21 protein-coding genes are annotated in these 23,949 nt (G+C 64.3%); 11 read left to right on the top strand and 10 right to left on the bottom strand.

Translation table 11 applies throughout. The features are described from left to right. Genes ACVK00_RS05375 through ACVK00_RS05365 form a run of 3 tightly spaced genes read right to left on the bottom strand, consistent with a single transcriptional unit; the run spans position 1 to position 1,947 of the window. The gene (locus tag ACVK00_RS05375) at positions 1-963 is read right to left on the bottom strand and encodes a GGDEF domain-containing protein (protein ID WP_284901594.1); all 963 of its coding nucleotides are present in this window, start codon (positions 961-963) and stop codon (positions 1-3) included. Continuing rightward, entirely contained in the window at positions 960-1,586 is a 627-nt protein-coding gene (locus ACVK00_RS05370; protein ID WP_166726258.1) for a chemotaxis protein CheC, read from the bottom strand. Before ACVK00_RS05370 ends, ACVK00_RS05375 begins: the two co-directional genes overlap by 4 nt. Then, on the bottom strand, positions 1,579-1,947 hold the full coding sequence (locus ACVK00_RS05365; protein ID WP_040138947.1) for a response regulator: 369 nt from the start codon (positions 1,945-1,947) through the stop codon (positions 1,579-1,581). Before ACVK00_RS05365 ends, ACVK00_RS05370 begins: the two co-directional genes overlap by 8 nt. 466 nt (positions 1,948-2,413) lie before the next feature. Between ACVK00_RS05365 and ACVK00_RS05360 the strand changes: the two genes are divergently transcribed. Beyond that, the gene (locus tag ACVK00_RS05360) at positions 2,414-4,654 is read left to right on the top strand and encodes a hybrid sensor histidine kinase/response regulator (protein WP_284901585.1); all 2,241 of its coding nucleotides are present in this window, start codon (positions 2,414-2,416) and stop codon (positions 4,652-4,654) included. Positions 4,655-4,699: 45 nt separating this feature from the next. Here ACVK00_RS05360 and ACVK00_RS05355 read toward each other — a convergent pair whose 3' ends face one another. Next, positions 4,700-5,254, bottom strand: a complete 555-nt coding sequence (locus tag ACVK00_RS05355) for an NADPH-dependent FMN reductase (RefSeq protein ID WP_228908683.1) — start codon at positions 5,252-5,254, stop codon at positions 4,700-4,702. 366 nt (positions 5,255-5,620) lie between these two features. Between ACVK00_RS05355 and ACVK00_RS05350 the strand changes: the two genes are divergently transcribed. Together ACVK00_RS05350 and ACVK00_RS05345 are read left to right on the top strand one after the other, a co-directional pair. After that, a complete protein-coding gene (locus ACVK00_RS05350; protein ID WP_354123221.1) occupies positions 5,621-6,217 on the top strand; it encodes an RNA polymerase factor sigma-70 in 597 nt (198 codons plus the stop codon). Beyond that, complete coding sequence (locus tag ACVK00_RS05345; RefSeq protein ID WP_228908684.1) at positions 6,198-6,437, top strand: zf-HC2 domain-containing protein; 240 nt, start codon at positions 6,198-6,200, stop codon at positions 6,435-6,437. Before ACVK00_RS05350 ends, ACVK00_RS05345 begins: the two co-directional genes overlap by 20 nt. A 508-nt stretch (positions 6,438-6,945) precedes the next feature. On the opposite strand, the gene arsC is transcribed toward ACVK00_RS05345, so the two are convergent. Continuing rightward, complete coding sequence (gene arsC / locus ACVK00_RS05340; protein ID WP_175660153.1) at positions 6,946-7,302, bottom strand: arsenate reductase (glutaredoxin); 357 nt, start codon at positions 7,300-7,302, stop codon at positions 6,946-6,948. Between the two features lie 1,020 nt (positions 7,303-8,322). Between arsC and parA the strand changes: the two genes are divergently transcribed. Both parA and ACVK00_RS05330 read left to right on the top strand, forming a co-directional pair. Beyond that, positions 8,323-8,985 (top strand): ParA family partition ATPase, encoded by a 663-nt coding sequence (gene parA, locus ACVK00_RS05335; RefSeq protein ID WP_006751663.1) that lies wholly within the window; start codon positions 8,323-8,325, stop codon positions 8,983-8,985. Between the two features lie 23 nt (positions 8,986-9,008). Beyond that, positions 9,009-10,070 (top strand): ParB/RepB/Spo0J family partition protein, encoded by a 1,062-nt coding sequence (locus ACVK00_RS05330; RefSeq protein ID WP_228908687.1) that lies wholly within the window; start codon positions 9,009-9,011, stop codon positions 10,068-10,070. Between the two features lie 90 nt (positions 10,071-10,160). Here ACVK00_RS05330 and ACVK00_RS05325 read toward each other — a convergent pair whose 3' ends face one another. After that, entirely contained in the window at positions 10,161-11,525 is a 1,365-nt protein-coding gene (locus ACVK00_RS05325; RefSeq protein WP_012365031.1) for a replication initiation protein, read from the bottom strand. 1,823 nt (positions 11,526-13,348) lie between these two features. On the opposite strand from ACVK00_RS05325, the gene ACVK00_RS05320 reads away from it, so the two are divergent. Beyond that, positions 13,349-14,530 (top strand): DNA-binding protein, encoded by a 1,182-nt coding sequence (locus ACVK00_RS05320; protein WP_228910030.1) that lies wholly within the window; start codon positions 13,349-13,351, stop codon positions 14,528-14,530. A 139-nt stretch (positions 14,531-14,669) separates the two neighbouring features. On the opposite strand, the gene ACVK00_RS05315 is transcribed toward ACVK00_RS05320, so the two are convergent. From ACVK00_RS05315 to ACVK00_RS05305, 3 genes are all read right to left on the bottom strand, one after another. Next, positions 14,670-15,683, bottom strand: a complete 1,014-nt coding sequence (locus tag ACVK00_RS05315; protein ID WP_228908688.1) for a tyrosine-type recombinase/integrase — start codon at positions 15,681-15,683, stop codon at positions 14,670-14,672. A gap of 102 nt (positions 15,684-15,785) precedes the next feature. Next, complete coding sequence (locus tag ACVK00_RS05310) at positions 15,786-16,163, bottom strand: DUF2471 family protein (protein ID WP_284901576.1); 378 nt, start codon at positions 16,161-16,163, stop codon at positions 15,786-15,788. Positions 16,164-16,292: 129 nt separating this feature from the next. Further along, on the bottom strand, positions 16,293-16,904 hold the full coding sequence (locus ACVK00_RS05305; protein WP_284901574.1) for a helix-turn-helix domain-containing protein: 612 nt from the start codon (positions 16,902-16,904) through the stop codon (positions 16,293-16,295). Between the two features lie 161 nt (positions 16,905-17,065). On the opposite strand from ACVK00_RS05305, the gene ACVK00_RS05300 reads away from it, so the two are divergent. The 4 genes from ACVK00_RS05300 to ACVK00_RS05285 all read left to right on the top strand — a co-directional run bounded on the left by ACVK00_RS05300 (position 17,066) and on the right by ACVK00_RS05285 (position 21,156). Next, positions 17,066-18,265, top strand: a complete 1,200-nt coding sequence (locus tag ACVK00_RS05300) for a glycine C-acetyltransferase (RefSeq protein WP_284901572.1) — start codon at positions 17,066-17,068, stop codon at positions 18,263-18,265. A 13-nt stretch (positions 18,266-18,278) separates the two neighbouring features. After that, positions 18,279-19,307, top strand: coding sequence for an L-threonine 3-dehydrogenase (tdh, locus tag ACVK00_RS05295; RefSeq protein WP_228908692.1), 1,029 nt, complete (start codon positions 18,279-18,281; stop codon positions 19,305-19,307). A 699-nt stretch (positions 19,308-20,006) separates the two neighbouring features. Then, positions 20,007-20,621: a TetR/AcrR family transcriptional regulator gene (locus tag ACVK00_RS05290; RefSeq protein WP_354123220.1), complete on the top strand. Its 615-nt coding sequence runs from the start codon at positions 20,007-20,009 to the stop codon at positions 20,619-20,621. A gap of 55 nt (positions 20,622-20,676) precedes the next feature. Beyond that, positions 20,677-21,156 (top strand): nuclear transport factor 2 family protein, encoded by a 480-nt coding sequence (locus ACVK00_RS05285; RefSeq protein WP_011659911.1) that lies wholly within the window; start codon positions 20,677-20,679, stop codon positions 21,154-21,156. 515 nt (positions 21,157-21,671) lie between these two features. Here ACVK00_RS05285 and ACVK00_RS05280 read toward each other — a convergent pair. Then, positions 21,672-22,757 (bottom strand): tartrate dehydrogenase, encoded by a 1,086-nt coding sequence (locus ACVK00_RS05280; protein WP_284901566.1) that lies wholly within the window; start codon positions 22,755-22,757, stop codon positions 21,672-21,674. Positions 22,758-22,874: 117 nt separating this feature from the next. On the opposite strand from ACVK00_RS05280, the gene ACVK00_RS05275 reads away from it, so the two are divergent. Then, positions 22,875-23,798, top strand: a complete 924-nt coding sequence (locus ACVK00_RS05275; protein ID WP_228908695.1) for a LysR substrate-binding domain-containing protein — start codon at positions 22,875-22,877, stop codon at positions 23,796-23,798. Positions 23,799-23,949 lie beyond the last annotated feature (151 nt).

Genomic DNA, 23,949 nt, shown 5'->3' with positions numbered 1-23,949 from the left:
TCACGTATACGCGATCGACCGGTCGCGCCCGAGCCGCTTCGCGCGATAGAGCGCGGTGTCGGCCTCGTTGACGAGCACGTCGGGCGCCGTCGCGCCCACCGTCGCGCTCGCGCCGCCGACGCTCGCCGTCACCGGCACGCTGACGCCTTCCGCGTCGACCGGCGTGCTGCCGATCGCGTCGCGCACCTTGTCGGCCACCCGCATCGCCTCGTCGAGATTCGTGCACGGCAGCAGCAGCGCGAATTCCTCGCCGCCGAAGCGGCCGAACGTATCCTGTGCGCGCACGATCGACGCGACGCGGCGCGCCGTCTCGCGCAATACCGCATCGCCGGCCGCATGCCCGAACCGGTCGTTGATCGTCTTGAAGTGGTCGAGGTCGAACAGCAGCATCGACAGGTCGCCGCCGTAGCGCTGCCAGCGTGCGAACTCGTCGCCGAGCCGCGCTTCGAAGAAGCGCCGGTTCGCGATGCCGGTGAGGCCATCGCGATTCGCATGCTCGCGCAGCTTCGCGACCGCTTCCTCGCGCTCGCGCTGCATCACGCTCACGTGCGTGACGTCCGAGATCGTCACGCAGACGGCCTCGACTTCGCGGCCGCGCGTGAGCGGCATGAACGTGCAGTCCTGCTGCATGTAGTCGACGCCGCCGGTGATCGGCCGGTCGTGCTCGAAGCGAAACAGGTAGGGCCGCTGCTCCCACGAGCTGAACGCGAAGCTGCCGAGCTGGAACACGCTCTCCAGTTTGCGTTCGAGCCACGCGCGCGGCAGCTCCGGAAAGCAGTCGAACAGGTTGCGGCCGATCACGTCGGCAGCCGGGATGCCGGTGTGGTCCTGCATGAAGCGATTCCACATCAGCACGGTCATCGAGCGGTCGAGCACGAACAGGCCGAAGCCCACCCGTTCGATCACGAGGTCGCTCAACGCCGCGGCGGTGGCGGTGGTGGGGCGGGTAGTAGTAGCGGTCATAGCGCGGACAGCAACGCGTCGAGTGCGTCGCCCATCAGCCGGATCGAATCCTCGGCCATCAGCATCACGAAATGTGCGCGGAACGCGTGATCCTCGAGTCCGAAATTCACTTCGAGCAGCAACGCGACGCTCCATGCGAGCGCGTTCGGCTGGAACACGTCATCGAACGACACGTTCGCGCCGAGCAGCCCCGGCGGGAAAAACACGGGCTTGCGGCCGAGCTCGTCGAGGATCGACGAGACGCACGCGCTCATCAGCACGTTCGCGACATCGAACACGATCTCGTCCTGCGTCGCCATGCCGGCATACACGCCGTCGCCGAACGTGCGGTCCATCAGCGACATGAGCCGCGCGACGCCCGCGCTGCGACACAGCACGATCGCCTCGCCCTTGATGTCGGAACGAAAGCCCTGGCGCACGGCCGTCACGTTTTCGCGGATGCCCGTCATCTCGCGCAGCGCGTCGCCCGCATCGGCGGCCTTCACGACGCGCACGCGCGGTACCGACAATTCGATGAAATGTCCGAGCAGCAGCGCGAGCCGTGCGGCGGCGCGGCCCATCGCGAGGTTGGCGATCTCCTGCAACGCGTCGCGTTGCTCCGCCGTGAACACCGATTCAGGCATACAACCCATACTCCTTGAGAATGGGCAGCAACGCCTCCGACGTCACGGGCTTGGCAACGAATGCGATCGCGCCCAACTCGCGCACGCGTGCTTGCGCCTGCGGCTGGATATCGGCGGATACCACGATCACGAACGTGTTCAGATCTTCGTGGCGCAGTGTCTCCAGCACCTGATAGCCGTTCATGTCGGGCATCGTCAGGTCCAGAAACATTACGGAAGCTTTGCCGTCACGATAGAGCGCCAGCGCCTCGCGACCATTCGCCGCATACGCGACATCGACGTCCCAGTCTCCCGGCAGTGCCTTTGTCAGAAGTTTGCGAGCGAGCAAAGAGTCGTCGGCGATCACGATCGGCAAAGGCATGGCAGCGAAGCGGTATTCGGAATGGTCTCTCTCGCGTTAACGACCGCGCGGCGCGCTTCTTGAGGCGCCATGCAATCAGGCGCTGGCAGCCACCGTGCGGCCGCGCGCGGGCGCCGCGCACGAGGCACGCGACACACCGCGCCGCAAACGCCGGCGGGCGCATATATCTGTCATAGGGAAAGCAAGGCGCGATTCTCTGAGTAAACCGGAGGCGGTGCAACTCGCCATATTCACCATTTCGAACAAAATCGATCCAATCCCCCGGCATTCCGAAAACAGGCGCGACCATTTTCGAGATAAGCACGCAAAATTTTTCTTTGTGTACGTTTGCGCTGCCGGATTCATAGCGTTTTCAATCTTTCGGTTTACCCCTGTCGGAATCACCAGGTTGCCCCACCGCGCCGGGTACGGCGTGCGGGCGCAACTCGTTTATGATTGAACACCGCAGCTTGACCCGCTTTCTTCAATGACGTCCAAACGTCCCGCCGACTCCCATCCGCCCGCCTCCACACCTGCCGACGACTGGCAGGATGGCGGCAGCTATTCGGCCGGCGCGCCCGAGCACGATTTCGCGGTCCGGCGCGTGACGCTGATCGTGCTGCTGGTCGCGGCGATCGTGCTGCCGTGCATCTACGTGTCGGTCATGGCGTACAACGACCTGAAGGCACGCGAAGCCGCGGCGAGCGACGTGACGATGCGCACCGTGCGGGTCGCCGAGGAGCATGCGCTCAAGGTGTTCGACCTCACCGAGACGCTCGATGCGCGCATCGTCGACCTCGTGCAGGACATGGACGACGTCGCCGTGCGCCGCCAGGAATCCGACATCCACGAAGCGCTGAACACGATCGGCGGCGGCTATCCGCAGGTGGCCGCGGTGTCGATCTTCGGCGCGAGCGGCATGTTGCTCGCGAACAGCCTCTACTATCCGGCGCCCTATGCGTCGATCGCGAACCGCGACGACTTCGCCGGCATTCGCGACGGCAAGGTCATCGAACATATCTCGCGGCTGATGATGGGGCCGCTCAAGCTCGAGAACATCCCCGTGTTCAACACGGGCGTCGCGCGACGGCATAGCGACGGCTCGTTCGCCGGGATGGTGTCGATCGCGCTGAAATCGTCGTACTTCAATTCGTTCTACCGCGAGCTCCTCGGCGGCGCGGCCACGCCGATGACGATGGCGCTCGCGCGCTCCGACGGCGCGGTGATCGCGTCGTATCCGCCGCCGCCATCACTTGCGCATACCGATCTCACGACCACGTTCGGCAACGAACGCAACGATCCGCGCGCGGGCATCGTACGCGTGCGCCACGGCGGCGCCAGCGAGATCGTCGCGTACCGCCAGGTCGGCAGCTATCCCGTGTACGTGACCTGCGCGTACCGCACGTCGGCGATCCGGCGCGAATGGTACGAACACCTGAGCGTGCTGTTCATCTCGATGTTCGCGCCGTCGATCGCGCTGTGGTCGGTGATCTGGCTGTCGCTGAAGCGGCTGAAGGCGGAAGAGGAGGCCTGGGATCGCTGGCAGGCGGAAGCGTCGATGCGGCGCTCGATCGAATCCGCGTACCGGCAGTCGCGCAAGATGCAGGCGCTCGGCAACCTGGTCGGCAGCGTCGCGCACGATTTCAACAACCTGCTGATGATCATCTCGAGCAACGTGCAGATCGCGCGGCGGCGCGGCGTCCAGCATCTCGACAAGGAACTCGGCGCGATCGAACGCGCGCTGAAGAACGGCCAGTCGCTCACGCGCCAGTTGCTCGGCGTCGCGCGCAAGCAGCCGCTGCACAACGAAACGATCGACATCGGCCAATGGGTCGGCACGTGCCGCGAACTGCTGAAGACGTCGCTCGGGTCGAAGTCGTCGCTGGTCGTCGCGATCGAACCGGGTGTGTGGCCGATCCGGGTCGATGTCGCCGAGCTCGAACTCGCGGTGATCAATCTCGCCGTCAACGCGCGCGACGCGATGACGATCGGCGGCCGCTTCACGGTCGGCGCGCGCAACGTGACGCTGCGCCGCGAGGACGGCTTTCCGCTGACCGGCGACTTCGTGCAGATCTCGCTCGACGATACGGGCTCGGGCATGGCGCCCGAGGTGCTCGCGCGCGCGTTCGAGCCGCTGTTCACGACCAAGGCGCAGGGGATGGGAACGGGGCTCGGGCTGCCGCAGGTGTTCGCGTTCTGCGAGCGCTCGGGCGGCCTGGCGACGATCGACAGCGCGGTCGGCGCCGGGACGTCGGTGCGCCTCTACCTGCCGCGCGCACGCGTCGAGGACATCGTCGCGCGGCCGCCGGCCGTCGCGCACGACACGGGCGCGCTCGCGGGCCTGCACGTGCTGCTGGTCGAAGACAACAGCGAAGTCGCCGCCGGCACCGAAGCGCTGCTCACGCTGCTCGGGCACCGCGTGACCTATGCGCCCACCGCCGACGACGCGTTGCGCCTGATCGAGGGTGCGGCCGCGAACGACGCGTTCGACCTGGTCATCTCGGATATCCATATGCCGGGCCGCCTGAACGGCATCGATCTCGCCGAAGCGATCGACAAGCGGCCGGGGAAGCTGCCCGTGATCCTGGTCACGGGTTACGCGGAGGAACTCGACCGCACGCGCACCGTCAACGTGCGTGTGCTGTCGAAGCCGTTCGACATCGCGCTGCTCGACGAGATCCTGCTCGGCATCCGCGAAGCGCGCGATGCGCGCCACACCAACACCTGACCCGCGGCACGCGGGCCGGTGCCGGCAGCGCGAACGGTGCGGCGATCAGGCCGCCTTCAGCATGCGCACCCAGTCGACGTAGCGGTCGACGAAGCTCTGCAGGAACTTGCGGGTGTCCTCGCTGACGATCTGGCCCTGATCGTCGATGCGCGCCGGGTCGTGCTTGATGAACATTTCCGGCTGCGCGAGCGTCTTCACGTCGAGATACGCGAGCACGTTGCGCAGGTGCTGCTGCGCGAGCGCGGTGCCGGTCGCACCCGGCGACGTGCCGAGCACGGCACCCGGCTTGCCGGACCACGAGTTGTGCCCCCATGGGCGCGAGCCCCAGTCGATCGCGTTCTTCAGCACGCCCGGAATCGAGCGGTTGTACTCGGGCGTGACGAACAGCAGCGCGTCGGCCGCTTCGATCGACTCCTTGAAGCGCTTCGCGACTTCCGGAAAATCCGTGTCGTAGTCCTGGCTGTACAGCGGCAGCTCGCCGATCTCGACGAATTCGAACGAGAAATCGGCGGGGGCGAGCGAGATCACGGCGTGCGCGAGCGCGCGATTCCAGGAACCGCGACGCAGACTGCCGACGACGACGGCAACACGATAGGACATGACTTTCTCCTTCCGGTGAGTGAGAAATCGGATCGATTGATTCGAAACAGGCGACAAAGGTCTGTTTATAGGCAAGCCAGCCCGTGAACCGTCCCACGGGGCCGACCGGCCGACTTTCCACAAGGTTTTCCACAGAAATTGTGGATAACTCGACCGTTATGGTCTGATGTTACAAACCGCCCGCATCTCGATTTCGCGCCACGCGATGCAAGGTTCCGGCAAGCATAGCGCAGCGCGTCGGCCGGCTTCATGAAATCGTGACGGAACATGCGTTGCAGCGCGGCGTCGCGCCCAGTAAGCTGCTCGCAACGCGCCCGCCCGGTGGCGCACGCGATTGCTTCCGCTTCGTAAGGCTCCCGACCCGCCATGCCGTCCGCGTACGACGATCCTCCCTATCTCACGCAACTGCGGCGCGATCTGCTGCGCTTCGCGCGACTCCAGCTGCGCGATGCCGATGCGGCCGAGGATGCCGTGCAGGAAGCGCTGACCGCCGCGTGGTCGCACGCGGTCGAGTTCGCGGGACGGTCCGCGCACAAGACCTGGGTGTTCGGGATCCTGCGCAACAAGCTGATCGACATCCTGCGCGCGCGGCAGCGGACGGTGAGCCTGTCCGCGCTCGATGCGGAGCTCGACGGCGAATCCGCGCTCGATCGGGAGCTGTTCAAGGAAAACGGGCACTGGGCCGCGCATACGAAGCCGCGGCCGTGGCCGCGCCCCGAGACGCTATTGCAGCAACAGCAGTTCTGGACGCTGTTCCAGGTCTGCCTCGATCATCTTCCGGAACACATCGGGCGCGTGTTCATGATGCGCGAATTCCTCGATGTCGAGATCAACGACATCTGCACCGAACTGACATTGACGACGAACCATTGCAGCGTGCTGCTGTATCGGGCGCGCACGCGCCTGCGCACCTGCCTCAGCGAAAAAGGACTGACGACCGAAGATGCTGCCGGGGAAATGTAGGGATGTGACGCGACTGCTGTCGGATGCGCTCGACCGGTCCTTGACGCTGTATGAGCGCCTGCAGGTGCGCGTGCATCTGCCGGCTTGCGGCGGGTGCCGCGCGTATCGCGGGCAGATCGCGGTGCTGCGGACGGCGGCACAGGCGGCGGCGGGGCGGGGTGTGGGGGATGGGGCGGGTGACGATCGGGATGGGTCGTCGTCGGGAGATGGTCGGGGGTGAGTCGGCTGGGTCTGGGTCGTTTGCGGTCACGCGTTGCGACGGCTGCCGGGGGATGTTCTTGTCGACGTTGATGGGTTGACGCTCGGGTCGCTCGGGTCGCTCGGGTCGCTCGGGTCGCTCGGGTCGCTCGGGTCGCTCGGGTCGCTCGGGTCGCTCGGGTCGCTCGGGTCGCTCGGGTCGCTGGCGGTCGCTGGCGGTCGCTGGCGGTCGCTGGCGGTCGCTGGCGGTCGCTGGCGGTCGCTGGCGGTCGCTGGCGGTCGCTCGCGGTCGCTCGCGGTCGCTCGCGGTCATCGAGTGCGGTGGCGGTGGCGGTGGCGGTGGCGGTGGCGGTGGCGGTGGCGGTGGCGGTGGCGGCGATGCGCGTGAGGTCGGCGGGTGTGTGTAATTCGGCGAGGAGATCCGCGACGCTAGGTGATTGTCGCTGCGAGCCGCGGCACGAGAATTCGGTTGGTCAATCCGGCACGCTCGCGCCGGACTGACGCAATAAGAAAAATACGCCGAACAACAATTACTCGAACAGCACACGCACCGACTCGGGCGGCCGGCCGATGGCTGCCTTGCCTCGATACACGACGATCGGACGCTGCAGCAGAATCGGATGAGCGGCAATCGCTTCGTAGGCCTCCGCATCGGTCAGACTCCCGCGGGCCAGATCCAGCGTCTTGTACGGCTCCTCGCCATCGCGAAGCATGTCGCGCACCGGGCAACCAAGCTGACGATGCAGCGTTTCCAGTTCCTCGACCGTCGGCGGCGTCTTCAGATACTCGACGACATTCACCGGCGTGCCGGTGGTGTTCAGCGCCTCGACTAGCGCGAGCGTCTCGCGGGACTTCGAGCAACGGGGGTTGTGATAGATCGTGATCATCATTCAGGCCAGGATGGGAGAGGCCCGTATTGTAGCCAGTCTGGTTGGGGGCGTTTCGGTGAGGTCCCCGCGCACGTGAGGGAGGGGGAACTGAATACTCGGGTGACGTGTGGAGCGTCGGTAATGCCGCGGAGCCCGTGATGCCCGTGATGCCCGTGATGCCCGTGATGCCCGTGATGCCCGTGATGCCCGTGATGCCCGTGATGCCCGTGATGCCCGTGATGCGTTTATGCGCATAAAGTGCATTGCGCGGGCGATACCTGACCCGTCTTCGCGGGCAAATAGCGCGGGTGAATGGCATGGCGCATCGCTATGGCCTGCTGCACGCTACAACCCGGAGGACCGCCGTCCGGTTTATCTGTCGCTGGGTTTATGCGCATAAAGCTGTCGCTTCCCGGGGCGGGGCGATCCACTGATATCCGCAGCCGGCTCATGCACATCGATGCGTCGAGTGATCAGCGAGGCGATACGCGATGGCGTTCGAGTCATCGTCGTGAGTTCGACTTTTATGCGCGCGTTCCGATGTGCGCCCGCTAATGGCCGCAGATCCTTGCGATGGTTTATGCGCATAAAGGCAGGGGAGACAGTCAATGCTGCGGCCCTGCACACGACGCGTATTCCGTCGCCCCGAGCAGCGCAGAGTTCATCGTTCAGGCTCGCGCTCGAGCGAGGACACCGACTCGTAGATCCTCTCCGGTACCGCGGAAGTTTATGCGCACAAACTCAGCCGCCATCTCGGCAGCGCCTTCCCTCAACAAGCGGAAGGGCAGGTCCTGATACATCTCAACGATCGGCATCTCGATGCGCGTCCCGAAACGTCAGCCTGCGCGAAGCTCGCTCCGCTCATCATCGACGCCCGGCAATCTTGCTTCTCGCCACTGCCGCCATCCGGCATCTCTCCTTCGTTTATGCGCATAAACCGATAGCCCAAATGGCCAATGCGTAGTTGGTGAACGACAATTTCATTGAAATATAAATATCGTCCTGTAGAATTCCAACGACCAAAAACAGGAGTGAAAATTGGCCGCGGAAATCATTGCAGTCACTCAACAAAAAGGTGGCGTCGGCAAAAGCACGATTGCCATGCATCTCGGCGCGGCATTCCATGAGAAAGGGAAGCGCGTCCTCGTCATCGACGCCGACGGTCAAAACACACTGATTCATTGGTCGAGCGCATCGGGTGACAGCGACGCCGGCATCCCTTTCCCGGTCGTCAACCTCGCTGAAGCTGGCGGCCAAATCCATCGCGAGATCAAGAAGTTCATCAACGACTACGACATCATCGTCGTCGATTGCCCGCCGTCGATCACCGAGAAGGTCTCCGGCGTCGTGCTGCTGGCCGCATCGATCGCCGTGATCCCGACTTCGTCGTCGCCGGCCGACTACTGGTCGAGCGTCGGGCTGGTCAAGCTGATCCAGCAGGCGCAGGTGATGAACGAAGACCTCCGTGCCGTCTTTCTGCTGAACAAGACGGAAGAGAAGCGCATGCTGACCCGCGAACTCAAGCGCGCGCTCGAGGAACTCGGCTTCCCGTTGTTGAAGACGCAAATCCCGACCCGGGAAGCGTACAAGCAAGCGATGGCGCTCGGTCAGACCGTGCTGCAGATGAACGACCGCGGCGCCAAGCTGGCCGCTGCGGAAATCCGCGCATGTGCCGACGAAATCGTCGCCATGCTGCCCTGACTTTATGCGCATAAAGGAGTCACATGAAACCTTCCCAATTTGCAAAAGGATTCCAAGCGCGCCCGGATATCACGACGAGCGAGAAGCGCACGGCGCTTGATCGGCTCAATGCCATCGACGGCATCGTCAAGTCCGAGACGGCCACGCCGGCCCCGACGAAGTCCGCCAAGAAGGACATCACGCCGCCGCCGGTTATGGAGGTCCTGCTCGATCCGTCTGTCGACGAGTCGCTGCAATATCGCGCGTGGCGGCTCGAGAATCGCTATGCGCCCGGCCAGGTGATCGAGCTGCCGCTGAAGGCAATCAAGCATAGCCCGTTCAACCCGCGGCACTTCTATCTGAAGTCGTCGATTGCCGAACTCGCGGTCAATCTCGCGAAGCAGGGGCAGCAGCAGGCGATCCACGTGATTCCGGACTACGACAATCCGGGTACGTATTTCGTCAGCGACGGCGGCCGTCGCGTCCGCGCGCTGAAGGAAGCAAACAAGGAGTCGGTGAAGGCGATCGTGATCGACGTGCCGATCGGGATCCAGAGCTACAAGCTCGGCTACGACCTGAACGTGCAACGCGATTCGCAGACGGTGTTCGACAACGCCGTCGTGTGGCGCCGCTTCCTCGACGACAAGCACTTCCAGAGTCAGAAGGAACTGTCCGAACATCTCGGCCTCGACGAGTCGACGGTCGCGGTTGCGCTGTCGATCGGCAAGCTGCCGGAAACCGTGATGCAGGAGATGGTCGCGCGCCCCGATCGCTTCGGTTCGAACATGGCGTATCAGGTCGGCCGTTATCACAATGCGCGCGGTACCGAGGCGACGCTGCGGCTGATCAACAAGATCGTGTCCGACGATCTCAGCACGCGCCAGGTATCGGACATCGTCAAGGGCCGCGTCGCGGCGCAGGAGACGCCGAAGCCGGCGGGCCGCCAGCGCTATGCGCAGCGTCTCGAGATCAAGCTCGGCGGCAAGTCGGTCGGCGACCTGAAGTCGTATGGCGAAGACCGCATCGAACTGCGCCTGCGCGGCCTCCCGAAGGACAAGCGCGACGCGATCCTCGAGCAGCTCGAGCGGATGCTGTTGTCGGAGTGAGGGAAACGGCCGGCAGGGCCTGGCGATGCGCCGGGCCCGCCGGTTGGGCGGGTGCCCGGCGGCGGCCCGTCAGAGGGGCCTGAACGGGCCTCAGGCGGCCCGCGATTGATTCAGGGTGAACGACAGCAGGTCGCCGTCGGTCGGCTCGCCCCAGGTCTTCTGGGCCAGCCAGTCGAAAAACGCCGTCTCGGCGAGCTTCGAATCGAGACCGCGCTTGCGCCAGTCGTCACGCAGGTGCGAGCCCATCGTCGGCAACACTTCCGACTCGAACGACTCGCGCGCCACTTCGCGCTCCGCGTCGCCCTGCTCCTCGTACAGCACCTTCGCTTCCTTGCGGCGGAACGCCGAGAATTCGCTCAACAGGCGCGCCTTCAGATCATCCGGCTGCGCCGCGACGGCTTTCGCGGCGGGCATGCCGGAAGGCAGCGTGTCGACGGACTCGACCGGCGGCGCATAACCCTTCTTCAGCGCATCCTTGAACAACGCGGGCGCACTGCGCACCGGCGGCAGCGTCGTGCTGCGCATCCGCTGTTCGGTCATCTGCAGCGCGGCGCGAATCCGGTTTTCCTCGCTGTCCGCGTAGAGCGTCTGCGCTTCCTTGAGCGGAATCCCGAGCTTCACCATCCGGTCGACCAGCGTGCTGTCGAACACATTCGGATGCTCGTCGAGCGCGAGCATCGGCTGCTTGCGTTCGGTCACGCGGAACTGGATCTCCGCGACCCGCCGCCCTTCGCGATGCTCGATCAGCTCGACGAAGATGTTGGTCACCGCATTGACCTCGGCGATCGCCGGACGCAGATAGTCGCGCTTGAAGTACTTGTACTCGCGCTTCGCCTCGTCGCCGGCCTCCGTATCGGGGGTACCCGACAGGATCGGCCGCCACCATTCCCACGGCTCGCGCATCGTCAGGTGGCTCGGGTTCGTCAGGTAGCGCACGCAGATCTCGTAGAGCGCGAGACCGGCGCTGCTGCGCAGCTGGCTCTGGAACTGCAGGCTCAGACGCGCGTACTGGACCGGGTCGAGCAGCTTCTTCTTGATCTTCGGTGCGAACGAGAATTCGACCCACACGCGGCGGGTGGCCGGATCCTCGAGAATTTCGGCATCGGCGATCAGCGTCGAGATCCCCCACTTGCGGCCCGGCTTCTGGCTCGACGTCCCCGTGCTCCATTCGACCTGGACCGACACCATGCGGCGCAGGTGTTCCTTCACCAGGGCGGTGTCGTTCGAATCGAAGGCGGAGTTGGCGACGATATCCGACAGCAGCGCGCGGTAGGTGTCGCCCGAGTCGTCGGCCTGCTGCGCGACGGCGAGCAGGACGTTGAACAGCTTGCGGGTCAGGAGGGTGATCTTGCCGCTTTTCGGCTGAATTGCGATCGCCTCGACGGCCTTACGCAATTCGGCTGAACTGGCACTCACCACATCCACATCGGTTTTCTTGGCGCGCTTCGTGGCCATGCGTCGGGTCGGAGGGAGAAGTTTCACGGAAGGATAGCGCCTGTGGTGATGTGCGTCCAGAACGACATGCTCACCATAGCCGGTGAAGTGCGTGCACAAACCGGCACTCACCCGAACCCTCTCCCGAAAACCCTCACCGGTCCGGATTTACAGCGTTTCTGACTCGTCCAGACGTGTCGCGGGATGCGCGGATTCACAGATTTTTGCCTGTGCTCGACACGTGCGAAACTTGCTCCCGTATCGGCTCACCTTTCGATTTGTCGTAATTTTACGACTGCGCTTCCGGGTCCTCGTCACAGGGTCGCTACTGGGTGTGACGAAGGCGGGCGGATGGACCCGCACCGGCCTGTATGCATGTACAGGCTTGGCTGACCGGGAGACCACGATTCGCTCCCGAATCCGGAAATCCGCGCCAGAAAGGCGCTCCGCGACGTCGCTCGAAGCCGTTTCACAGGCCCGGGCGCGCATTGTACAGCGCACAAAAACCGTTCGGTCCCGAAAATTCTCACCTCACCAGCTCGGAATTCTGTGACCGGGATGCCGAGGAATCCCCGACACACGCGGGATCAGCCGCGAGGACCTCCCGAAAAGCCTCACCTTATTGAAAAAAGCGGCGCTCCAGCGGATGCGAAAGCAGCTCCCGAAAAACCTCACCGTAACCGCGGCGGTATCAAAAATCTCAATGGCATCCGATACTTATGTGCGGCAGGCGTTCCGCTGTGCCCAGCGATCACCCCCCGAAAAACCTCACCTTTCGGGCATCCGGGCGAATGCGACAGCTGCGTGTCGACTCCTGAAAATTCTCACCTGTGCCAAAAAGTGGCACAGCAAAAATCAGATTTCGGCCAGTCCCGGCGGGCTTTTCAGCGAATTCGCCCTGTGATGGCCCCCGAAAAGCCTCACCTTTGACCACTTTTTAAGCAAATAGCGCTCCCGAAAATGCTCACCCATATGGCGCATGACAGCCTGTGATTGATGCCCCGAAAAAGCTCACCTCAACGGGTTCCGCCCAGGAAAACCCGGGTTTCGCTCCCGAAAAGCCTCACCTTTGGGGCTTCACAGGCTCCACAGGGCACCTTTGCGGTGCAAAATGACGGTCGTTTCCCGGAAACCCTCACAGCAAATCCCTGTGGCGTCCCGTGAAACCTCACCTTTCACGAAAATTGCCCAAAAGATGGGCAGAATGAGGGCGCGAAGAAGGTCCTGCAAATTCTCACCTGTGTCTGCACAGGCAGAAAACTGTGCGCTCAGGCACAGCGCGGGTTCTGCGGCTGTGTGGCCCCGAAAAACCTCACCTTTGGGAAATCTCGTGTTTCACTGTGATCCCGAATCCGCTCACGACCTTTCCTGCATCGGCTCACGCAGTTCCCTGAACCCCATCACTTCAGCTCCCGCAGAACATCACCTTGGTTCCCGTAAAACTTCACCTTGTCGGCCGGAAAGCCTTGGTACATAAGGCTGTGCCGTGGCGTTAACGTTTTTAACTAAGGGTTCAAGGGTGTTTACTTCTAATACTCTCAAGACATCGGCCGCCGAGTTTTCCACAGAGACCCCAAACCCTGAACACCGACGGGCTACGATGACGCTCGGCATGTGAAACAAATGCACTTTTTCGGGGTCTGCTCCAAAACGCTTTCAGTACAAGGACTTGGCTCGTTTTCTTCGCTTTGTTTCACGGAATTGGAGAGCTGCTTCGACCGAATCGGCTCACAGCCCCGATTTCTGTGCACAGCGACGTAAATTCGCCACGGTCGACCAAAACAAGTATCAAAAAATACGTATTTCGTTATGATCGCAACATCTCAATGTCCGTGAGCCTTGTCATGACGCTGGATGAAATGCGTGAAGCCATTCGGGAAGAACTGGAATCGCTCCGCGCGAGCGGCGCACGCCGCCAGGAGTTGTCGCTGCATGCGTGCAAGCGCCTGTTCTTCGATCTTGGCATCCGGCCGTCGGCCGCCAACGTCCGTGATCTGACCCAGACCGGCAGTGCCAGCGACATTCCGAAGGACATCGACCATTTCTGGGAACGGATCCGTTCCGCGTCGAAAGTCCGGCTCGACGGCGCGGCGATTCCGAAAGCGGTCGAGGAAAAGGCCGGCGCATTGCTCGGCGCACTATATGAAGAAGCATTGAAGGCGGCGAGGGAAAGCCTCGACGTCGACCGCGAACAGATTCGCGCCGGCGTGAGCGATGCGGAACAGCGGCTGCGCGACGCCGCTGTTCGCCAGGAAACACTCGAAGGCGCGCTGACGCGTAGTGAAACCCGCAACGACCAGCTGCAGGCGCGCGTGACCGAGCTCGAAGTGCAGCTAGCCTCGCAATCGACGCACGGTTCGGCAAACGAAGCGACGCTGCTCACCACGATCGCCCGACTCGAAAAGGAACTGGCCGCGATGGCCGCCCGCGTCGACGCCGAACAGACGCAGAACGCCGCGCTGCGCGACCGCATCGATACGCTGCAAGCAGAATTGCAGCAGCGCACCGAACACTATGCGCAGCAGATCAAGGATGCGGTGGCCGAAGCCGAGCGGCGCGTCAAACCGATGCTGGTCGAGCTGGACTCGCTGCGCAGCATGGCGTCGACCTACCAGAGCGGTTTGCGCGACGTGCAGCGCAAGGAATTCGATTTCCTTCAGCAATTGAGTTCGGCCAAGGCCCGTGCCGACCGGCTCGAGGAGCAGTTGCGCAGCCAGGGCGATGAACTGGAACGCGCGACGCGCGACGCGAATATGCTGCGTGCGAGCCAAGGGATGAATCCGGAAATTGCCGCGCTGATCCGGCGCTTGGCCGCTGCGGGTCAACTGGATGCGGACGCGTATGCCGCGATCGGTACGTCGCTGGACCACGAAGTTCCGGTGCCGAGCCAGTGCCCGCATTGCGACGGTGAACCGGAACTGGCGCAAGGCGACGACGGGTTCGAAGTATCGTGCCCCGAATGCGAACATGCGTCGGGGCCGTGGCCTTCCCGATTCGAAGCGATCGCGCGTTTTGCACGCGACTGATGCGTCAGCCGGCACAGCGATCGCACAGGTGAGGTAATCCGGGACGCGTGAGGTGAGGTTTTTCGGGAGCTGTGAAACGGTGAGGCTACGCCGCACAAGGCTGCTCACGGATCATGTCGCGTGAGCAGCGGGCTCGGCATCAGTGAGTTTCGTCGTGGTCGGACGCGTCACCATTCACGAGATCATCGCGCCAGTTTTTCCACGCGCGATGCAGGCGGTTCGACGAGATCGGCCGCATGAAGCCGAGCCATTTGCCGACCCGCTCGGGCGGCACGTCGTGTTCGAACAGTTCGGCCGCATACGTGTTGCGCAGCGTTTGCGGACTCGCGCGCGCGGTGCGCGACGACGTGAGCCCCGCCGATTCGACGATCGCATCGATCGCGCGCAGCATCGTCGCCTTGTGCATCGGCCGCCCGGCGTGCGACGCCGGAAACACGAGCTCGCCGGGAATCTCCTGACGCTTGCGCTCCACGAGCCACGCTTCGAGCAACGCGATTGCGAACGACGCCAGATGGGTTTCGCGCGCGAAATCCGGATGCGTCGACGGGATCTGCAGCGACGTTCCGCTCGTGTTGATGCAACTAATGGTGAGCGCACGTGCTTCGCCGGTCTTCACGCCGGCACCGAGAAACGCAGCGACGAGCGCGCGGTCGCGCCGCTCTTTCCAGTAGGCGGAGCCCGATACACCGATCGGCGAAAACAGGTAGGCCAGCAACTTCGCGCGTTCGGCCGGCGTCAGGAAACCGGTCGGCTCGTTGTCGCGTGCCTGGCGCCAGTTCGCTTCGCCATCCTGAGCAATGAAGCGGGCTGGGTTGGTGGACGCGAGCTCGGTGCGCCGGATGTGGTCGAGCACGCGCTCGATCAGCCGCAGGTAGCGCATCCGCTGCGTTTTCCGGATAGGCAGCTCGCCGACGAAGTTCGCGATCGATGCGGTATCGACCGTCGCCAGGTTTTTCTGGTGTGCACGCAGCCACGTGAGAAAGGCACCCCATTGTGCGCGATAGACGTCGGCTGACGAACGGCGGTAGTCCTGCATGGCAAGCCATGCGTCGAATGCGGTTTCGGGCGACAGGATCCAGTCGGATGCGCCGCGGTCGAACAGATCCTTTTCTTCCGGGCGTGCTGGGGTGTCGGAGGGCGTGGGAAGGGACATGTTATTTATTCCGTTAGTTGCGTATATGGTAGCCCTTTGCGCAACATCGCGGGCAGCAGGATGCAGAAGCCGGCCGCCGTGTCGGACGATCCGGGCGGGGCGTCAGTCGCCCCATGCCTTGGACGGACGTTGAACGCGCTCGTGGGGCGCGGCTTCCTGCGACCGCGCCGCGGCTTCATATGCGAGGACCGCGAACGAGAAGACGGCGGGCAGCGCATTCGACCGGCCGAAGTCGATCGGATCGTCCGTTTCGGGAAAGGTCATGTCCGACGGCCGTTCGAACAGTTGACGCATGCCGGCGTCGTGCCGGCTGGCAAAGCCGAGATCGGCGAGCGCCTCGGCTTCGATGGCGTGCAGCAGGCGCCACGACAGCGGGACGCGCTGACGGATGTAGCGCGCGGCTATATGGCGGACGATCAGCTCGAGGTCGTGCGCGGCAGCCTTGAAGCTGAGCGCGGCCAAATCTTGTTCTTCTGTCATCGCAGGCTCCTGTCGACCGGCGCGGGCGCCTCGGTGCGCCGACCCCGGCCATGCATGGCGGAATGTCCGTATACTGTACAAACATACAGTATTTTCCGCAACTGGCCTTTCGGCCAGCTATCCGCATTTTCAGCGATGAATCACGATCAGTAATGCGCGCGCCTCGGCCTTGCCGGGGTTGCGGATCGCATGCGGCGTGTCGGCCGCGTAGCGTGCGGTGTCCCCCGACTTCAGGCGCCGGCTCGCGGCCGCGGCTTCGATTTCCATCACGCCCTGCAGCACGGTGAGGTGCTCGCGCGTGCCGGGTTCATGCGCATTCGACACGAGCGCGCCGCCGCCCGGCAGCGTCAGTTCGTACCACTCGAACTTGCCGGCCAGGTCGATCGGGCCCCATACGCGCAACTGATAGCGGCCGTCGTGACCGGCGAGCGTCGGAATGTCGTGCGGGCCGTCCACGCGGATCGTCTCCGCCGCCTTCGGTTGCGAGAACAGTTCGTCGAGCGTGATGCCGAGCGCGTTGGTGAGCCGCCACGCTACCGCGATCGTCGGATTGGCCTTGTCGCGCTCGATCTCGGAGAGCATCGACTTCGATACGCCGGCCGCGCGCGACAGGTCGTCGAGCGTCAGCTTGCGCTCGTTGCGCAGGCGCTGGATTTGCTCGCCGACTCGCGGCGGCGTCACGCCCGGCGACTGCGGTGCGGCGGCGGCAGGCGTGCGCCGCGACGCGGAGGAACTTGCCATTTGGTTTCCGTTCGCTTAGAGTTGTTCGGTATTTCGAATTCTAGTTCGGAATATTGGATAAATGCGGTCAACCGAACGACCGACTATAACAGTAGCAGGCCGTTGCGCCTCCGCCACGAGCGGGGCACTGCGGAATGCGAATCCCTGTCAGGAGCTTTGCGATGCGTGATGCCTTTCTCGCCCAGGTGCGCGGGACGCTCGACCAGATCCGCGCGGACGGTTTTTACAAGACCGAGCGCGAGATCGCGAGTCCCCAGGCGGCGGCCGTGCGGCTTGCCGGCGGTGCCGGCGTGCTGAATTTCTGCGCGAACAACTATCTGGGCCTGGCGAACGATCCGCGCCTGATCGCCGCGGCGCAGGCCGGTCTCGACCAGGACGGCTTCGGCATGGCATCGGTGCGCTTCATCTGCGGCACGCAAACCGTGCACAAGCAGCTCGAAAGCGCGCTGGCGTCGTTTCTCGGCACCGAGGACAGCATCCTCTATTCGAGCTGCTTCGATGCGAACGGCGGCCTGTTCGAGACGCTGCTCGACGAGAACGACGCGGTGATCAGCGACGAGCTGAACCATGCGAGCATCATCGACGGCATCCGCCTCTGCAAGGCGAAGCGTTTCCGTTACAAGAACAATGACCTGTCGGACCTCGAGGCGAAGCTGAAGGAAGCCGACGCAGCGGGCGCGCGTCACAAGCTGATCGCGACCGACGGCGTGTTCTCGATGGACGGCATCATCGCCGACCTGAAAGGCATCTGCGACCTCGCCGATCGTTATGGCGCACTCGTGATGGTCGACGACTCGCACGCGGTCGGCTTCATCGGCGCGCACGGCCGCGGCACGCCCGAGCACTGCGGCGTCGACGGTCGCGTCGACATCATCACCGGCACGCTCGGCAAGGCGCTGGGCGGCGCATCGGGCGGCTATGTCGCCGCGCGTCGCGAGGTGATCGAGCTGCTGCGCCAGCGTTCGCGCCCGTACCTGTTCTCGAACACGCTGACGCCGAGCATCGCCGCGGCATCGCTGAAGGTGCTGGAGCTGCTCGGCAGCGACGAAGGCGCGAAGTTGCGCGAGCGCGTGCGCGAGAACGGCGTGCGGTTCCGCGAGCAGATGACCGCCGCGGGTTTCACGCTCGTGCCGGGCGCGCATCCGATCATCCCGGTGATGCTCGGCGACGCGCAGCTCGCGACGAACATGGCCGACAAGTTGCTCGCCGAAGGCGTCTATGTGATCGGCTTCTCGTTCCCGGTCGTGCCGCGCGGTCGCGCGCGCATCCGCACGCAGATGAGCGCCGCGCATACCCCCGAACAGATCGATCAGACGGTCGCCGCGTTCGTGCGCGTCGGCAAGTCGCTCGGCATCATCTGACGGAGGCGCGACCATGAAAGCACTGGCAAAGCTCGAACGCGGCCCGGGCCTCACGCTCACCCGCGTGAAGCGCCCCGAAGTCGGACACAACGACGTGCTGATCAAGATTCGCCGCACGGCGATCTGCGGCACCGACATCCATATCTGGAAGTGGGACGACTGGGCGCAGAAGACGATTCCCGTGCCGATGCACGTCGGTCACGAATACGTCGGCGAGATCGTAGAGATGGGACAGGAAGTGCGCGGCTTCGCGATCGGCGATCGCGTGTCCGGCGAAGGCCACATCACGTGCGGTTTCTGCCGCAACTGTCGCGCGGGGCGCCGGCATCTGTGCCGCAACACCGTCGGCGTCGGCGTGAATCGCGAGGGCGCGTTCGCCGAGTATCTGGCGATTCCCGCGTTCAACGCGTTCAAGATCCCGCCCGAGATTTCCGACGATCTCGCGTCGATCTTCGATCCGTTCGGCAACGCGACGCACACGGCGCTGTCGTTCAATCTCGTCGGCGAGGACGTGCTGATCACCGGCGCGGGCCCGATCGGCGTCATGGCCGTCGCGATCGCGAAGCATGTCGGCGCACGCAACGTCGTGATCACCGACATCAACGACTATCGGCTCGAACTCGCGCGCAAGATGGGTGCGACGCGCGCGGTCAACGTCGCGCGCGAGTCGCTGCGCGACGTGATGGCCGACCTGCGCATGACGGAAGGCTTCGACGTCGGCCTCGAGATGTCGGGCGTGCCGAGCGCGTTCACGAGCATGCTCGAGGCGATGAATCACGGCGGCAAGGTCGCGCTGCTCGGCATTCCGCCCGCACAGACGGCGATCGACTGGAACCAGGTGATCTTCAAGGGGCTCGAGATCAAGGGCATCTACGGTCGCGAGATGTTCGAGACCTGGTACAAGATGGTCGCGATGCTGCAAAGCGGTCTCGATCTGTCGCCGATCATCACGCATCACTTTGCGGCCGACGATTACGAGAAAGGCTTCGCCGCGATGCTGTCCGGCGAAAGCGGCAAGGTGATTCTCGACTGGACGGTCTGAGTGCCAGTGGGGCAGCGCGGCGCGTTTGCCGGCTGCCCCGCGCGTGTCGGCACGAGCGTTTGCGGGGCCGTTCGGCTTCGACAAACGCGTAAGGTGAGATTATTCGGGAGCTGTGCTCGCGTGCCGAATGGCGGCTCGATCGCGCTTTGATGGCGCGTTTGGGCGCGTAATGCCGCGGGTGGCACGCACCTTCTCGTTTGCGAAACGAGGGCGATCACGCGTCGATTCCGCTGGACGCATCGGTGACATGCAATCGCGCGCACCTCACCCATCGAGGCCGCACGCTCGTCCCTTCTGTCGCGTCGTCTGGCGCGTATCTTTCTTCCTGCCCTTCCGTTTTTCGCTTGCCGCGCTTGAATCGCGAGCCCCAGCCGCATCATCCGCTTGCGACGGCTTTGCTTTGTTCCCGCCGCGACACATCGGCAGCACATCACCACGCAGTGCAATCTCACCGCAGCCTCGATGCGTGAGGCGATCAATGACGTGCGAACTCACCCGTCAGGCTGCCGGTCGACATCGATCGGTGCGCTGCCCGCTATTTGATCCCCTCACCGTTCAACCATCGCGGTTCGAACTGCACACTCGACACGACGAACCACCGCCGCCCGCGATCGGAACCAGGCGCGTCCGGCCCTCCCGCCGACAAGGCCATTTCGCACGGGTATTGATGCAGGAGAACGATCGTTCTACCGTAAACCCATGAACACACATGATGACCTCTCCGGCGAACCGGCCGTTCGCGACCGGTTGCTCGACGCGGCCGAAGCGCTGATCTACTCGGGCGGCATCCACGCCACGGGTGTCGACGCGATCGTGAAGCGGTCCGGCGCCGCGCGAAAGAGCTTTTATTCGCATTTCGAATCGAAGGAGGCGCTGGTCGTCGCCGCGCTCGAGCGCCGTGACGAACGCTGGATGCGCTGGTTCGTCGATGCCACGCTCTCGCGCGGCAAGTCGCCGCGCGCGCACTTGCTCGGCATGTTCGATGTGCTGCGCGACTGGTTCGCGCAACCCGATTTTCACGGCTACGCGTTCCTGAACGCATCCGGCGAGATTGCCGACGCCGACGATCCCGTGCGCGTCGTCGCGCGTATGCACAAGGCGCGCCTGCTGGCGTTCGTGCGCGAGCGTTTCGACGCGTACGCCGACGACGCCGAGATCGAACGTCGCAGGCTGGCCCGCCTCGCGCGTCAATGGCTGGTGCTGATCGACGGGGCGATCGGCGTGGCGCTCGTCAGTGGCGATGCGACCGCCGCGCGCGATGCGCGCGCAACGGCAGAACTCTTGCTCGATACGGTGTCTCGAGCGTCGAAGTAGTGCATCCCAACCGGTTGCGTTCGTGCGCAGCCAGAACCTTGAACAGGAGCATTCCATGTCCGCTTCCCCCGAAGTTCGTCCCCCCGTTCCGCCGTTCACGCTCGACACGGCGCGCCAGAAAGTGCGCGCCGCCGAAGATGCGTGGAACACGCGCGACCCGCAGCGCGTCTCGCTCGCCTATACGCCCCAGAGCCAGTGGCGCAATCGCGCGGAGTTCGTGACGGGCCGCGACGAGATCGTCGGCCTGCTGCAGCGGAAATGGACGCGCGAGCTCGACTATCGGTTGATCAAGGAGCTGTGGGCGTTCGGCGGCAATCGCATTGCGGTGCGTTTCGCATACGAATGGCATGACGACGCGGGTAACTGGTTCCGCTCATACGGGAACGAGAACTGGGAGTTCGACGAAAACGGATTGATGGCGCATCGCCACGCGAGCATCAACGACCTGCCGATTCGCGAAGCGGATCGCCTGTACCACTGGCCGCTCGGCCGCCGTCCGGACGATCATCCCAGCCTGTCCGATCTCGGGCTGTGACGCAGCACGATGACGACGCGTGGACGTGCTCGATCATGCATCGAGCGTGTCTCCTGTGCTCAATGGTGAGGAAATACGGGAGCTGCGTACTGAGGTGAGTGTTTACGGGAGATGGAGCATTTTGTGCGGAACGGTGTGATTCTTCCCGCTCTGCATCTCACCGATCAATCGTCGCAGGGAAGGGGTGCGAATGCGCTGACGGAAGTACCGCACGCATTGACGTGCGTGATCGGTTGCCGTTCGCATGCGAAGCGCACGTGATTCGAACGCGGTATCCGCGGCACCTTCGCAAACGCACGGTGAGATTCAATCGGTGTGCGTCGATGTGCGACGCAACTCACCGCTCGAAATCGACAACGGCACACGCACACGCACACGCACACGCACACGCACACGCACACGCACACGCACACGCACGCATCGGAATTGACAAAGGTGCGCGGCAGTCAGTCGTGTTGCTCACCCTCGAACACGACATCCATCGACCACCTGGCGCACCCCTTCACATCGTTCCGTCAGCCGGCGATGCGCGCCGCGATCGCCTCACCGACTTCCCGCGTTCCTGCCTGGCCGCCCAGATCGCGCGTGCGCGGCCCGGTGCGCAGCACGTCCTCGATCGCCGCGACGATCGTGTCGTGCGCTTCGCGCTCGCGCCCGGCGCCGTTGCCGAGGAAGTCGAGCATCAGCGCCGCCGACCAGATCATGGCAATCGGGTTCGCGATGTACTGGCCCGTGATGTCCGGTGCGGAGCCGTGCACCGGTTCGAACAGCGACGGAAAGGTGCGATCGGGGTTGAGGTTCGCCGACGGCGCGATACCGATCGTGCCCGTGCAGGCCGGCCCGAGATCGGAAAGGATGTCGCCGAACAGGTTCGACGCGACGACGACGTCGAAGCGGTCGGGCTGCAGCACGAAGCGCGCGCACAGGATGTCGATGTGCTGCTTGTCCACGGCGATCTCGGGATAACGCTCGCCCATTTCGGCCGCGCGCGCGTCCCACCACGGCATGCTGATCGCGATGCCGTTGCTCTTCGTCGCGACGGTCAGCCGCTTCGCGCGGCGCTGGGCGAGCTCGAACGCGAACTTCAGCACGCGCTCGGTGCCGTGGCGCGTGAAGATCGACTGCTGCATGACCACTTCGCGCTCGGTGCCTTCGAACATCGTGCCGCCGACGGACGAATATTCGCCCTCGGTGTTCTCGCGCACGATCATGAAGTCGATGTCGCCCGCCTTGCGGCCGGCCAGCGGCGACGGCACGCCGTCGAACAGGCGCGCGGGCCGCAGGTTGATGTACTGGTCGAACTCGCGGCGGAACTTCAGCAGCGAACCCCACAGCGAAATGTGATCGGGCACCGTCGCGGGCCAGCCGACCGCGCCGAACAGGATCGCGTCCATGCCCGACAGCTGCGCCTTCCAGTCGTCCGGCATCATCTTGCCGTGCTGCGCGTAGTAATCGCAGCTCGCCCAGTCGATCTGCTCGAACTGGAAGCGGATGCCGAAGCGCGCGGCCACGGCGTCGAGTGCGCGCAGGCCCTCGGGCATCACTTCACGGCCGATGCCGTCACCGGGGATGACGGCAATCCTGTACGTCTTGTCGCTCATGCAAGCCTCCTTGGCTGGTCGGCCCGCCGGCAGCATGCGCGGCGGAACATGACGCCATTTTATTTATTTCCAATCAGATTAAAATCACGCGAAAGGTTAATCGACTTTACACGAATCGTGAATAAATCGCCGAATCTCGACGACCTGCGCGTGTTCAGCCTGGTCGTCCGCCTGACGAGCTTCAGCGCGGCCGCCGAGCAGCTCGCGGTATCGCCCGCGTACGTGAGCAAGCGCATCGCGCTGCTCGAGGCGCAGCTCGGCACGCGCCTGCTGCATCGCTCGACGCGTCGCGTGACGGTCACGGAAGCCGGCGAGCGCGTGTTCGCGCGTGCCGAGAAGATTCTCGACGACGTCGATCATCTCGTCGAGGACGTGTCGACCACGCGCACGGTGCCGCGCGGCACGCTGCGCATCTCGAGCAGCTTCGGCTTCGGCCGCCATGTCGTCGCGCCGGCGCTGCTCGACTTCTCCGCGCGCTATCCGCAGCTCAACGTGCGGCTCGATCTGTTCGACCGGCTCGTCGACGTCGCGGGCGAAGGCTACGACCTCGACGTGCGTATCGGCGACGAGATCGCCGATCACCTGATCGCGCGCCGCCTTGCCACCAACCATCGCGTGCTGTGCGCGTCGCCCGACTATCTCGCCCGGCGCGGCACGCCGCGCACGCTCGCGGATCTCGCGTCGCACGACTGTCTCGCAATCAAGGAGCGCGACCATCCGTTCGGCGTCTGGCGGTTGAACGTGCGCGGGGAAACGGCAACAGTGAAGGTCGGCGGCGCGCTGTCGACGAACCACGGCGAGGTGGCCGTGCAATGGGCGCTGGCCGGACGCGGGATCGTGCTGCGTTCGATCTGGGAAGCGGCGCCGCTGATCAAGCGCGGCGAGCTCTGTCGCGTGCTGCCGGACGCGATTCAGCCGGCGAACATCTGGGCCGTGTATCCGGAACGCGTCGCGGCGTCGGCGAAGGTGCGCGTGTGCGTCGATTTTCTGGTGGAGGCGCTCGCCGGGTTGAATGCCGCGGCGAGCGACGATGCGGGCTGAAATCGGCCAAAGGTGAGCTTTTACGGGGGCATGTGCGGCGCATCGGCAAGCACCCGTTTACGGCATACAGCCGCGTCGCGAGCCGCTGCGTTCAGCAGGCACCGACGCATCGGCGACCGCGATGCGTCGGGCCGGCCGACGATGGTGCCCG

Source organism: Burkholderia sp. PvR073 (genome assembly GCF_054055695.1).
This window is presented reverse-complemented; position numbering and strand designations above follow the sequence as displayed.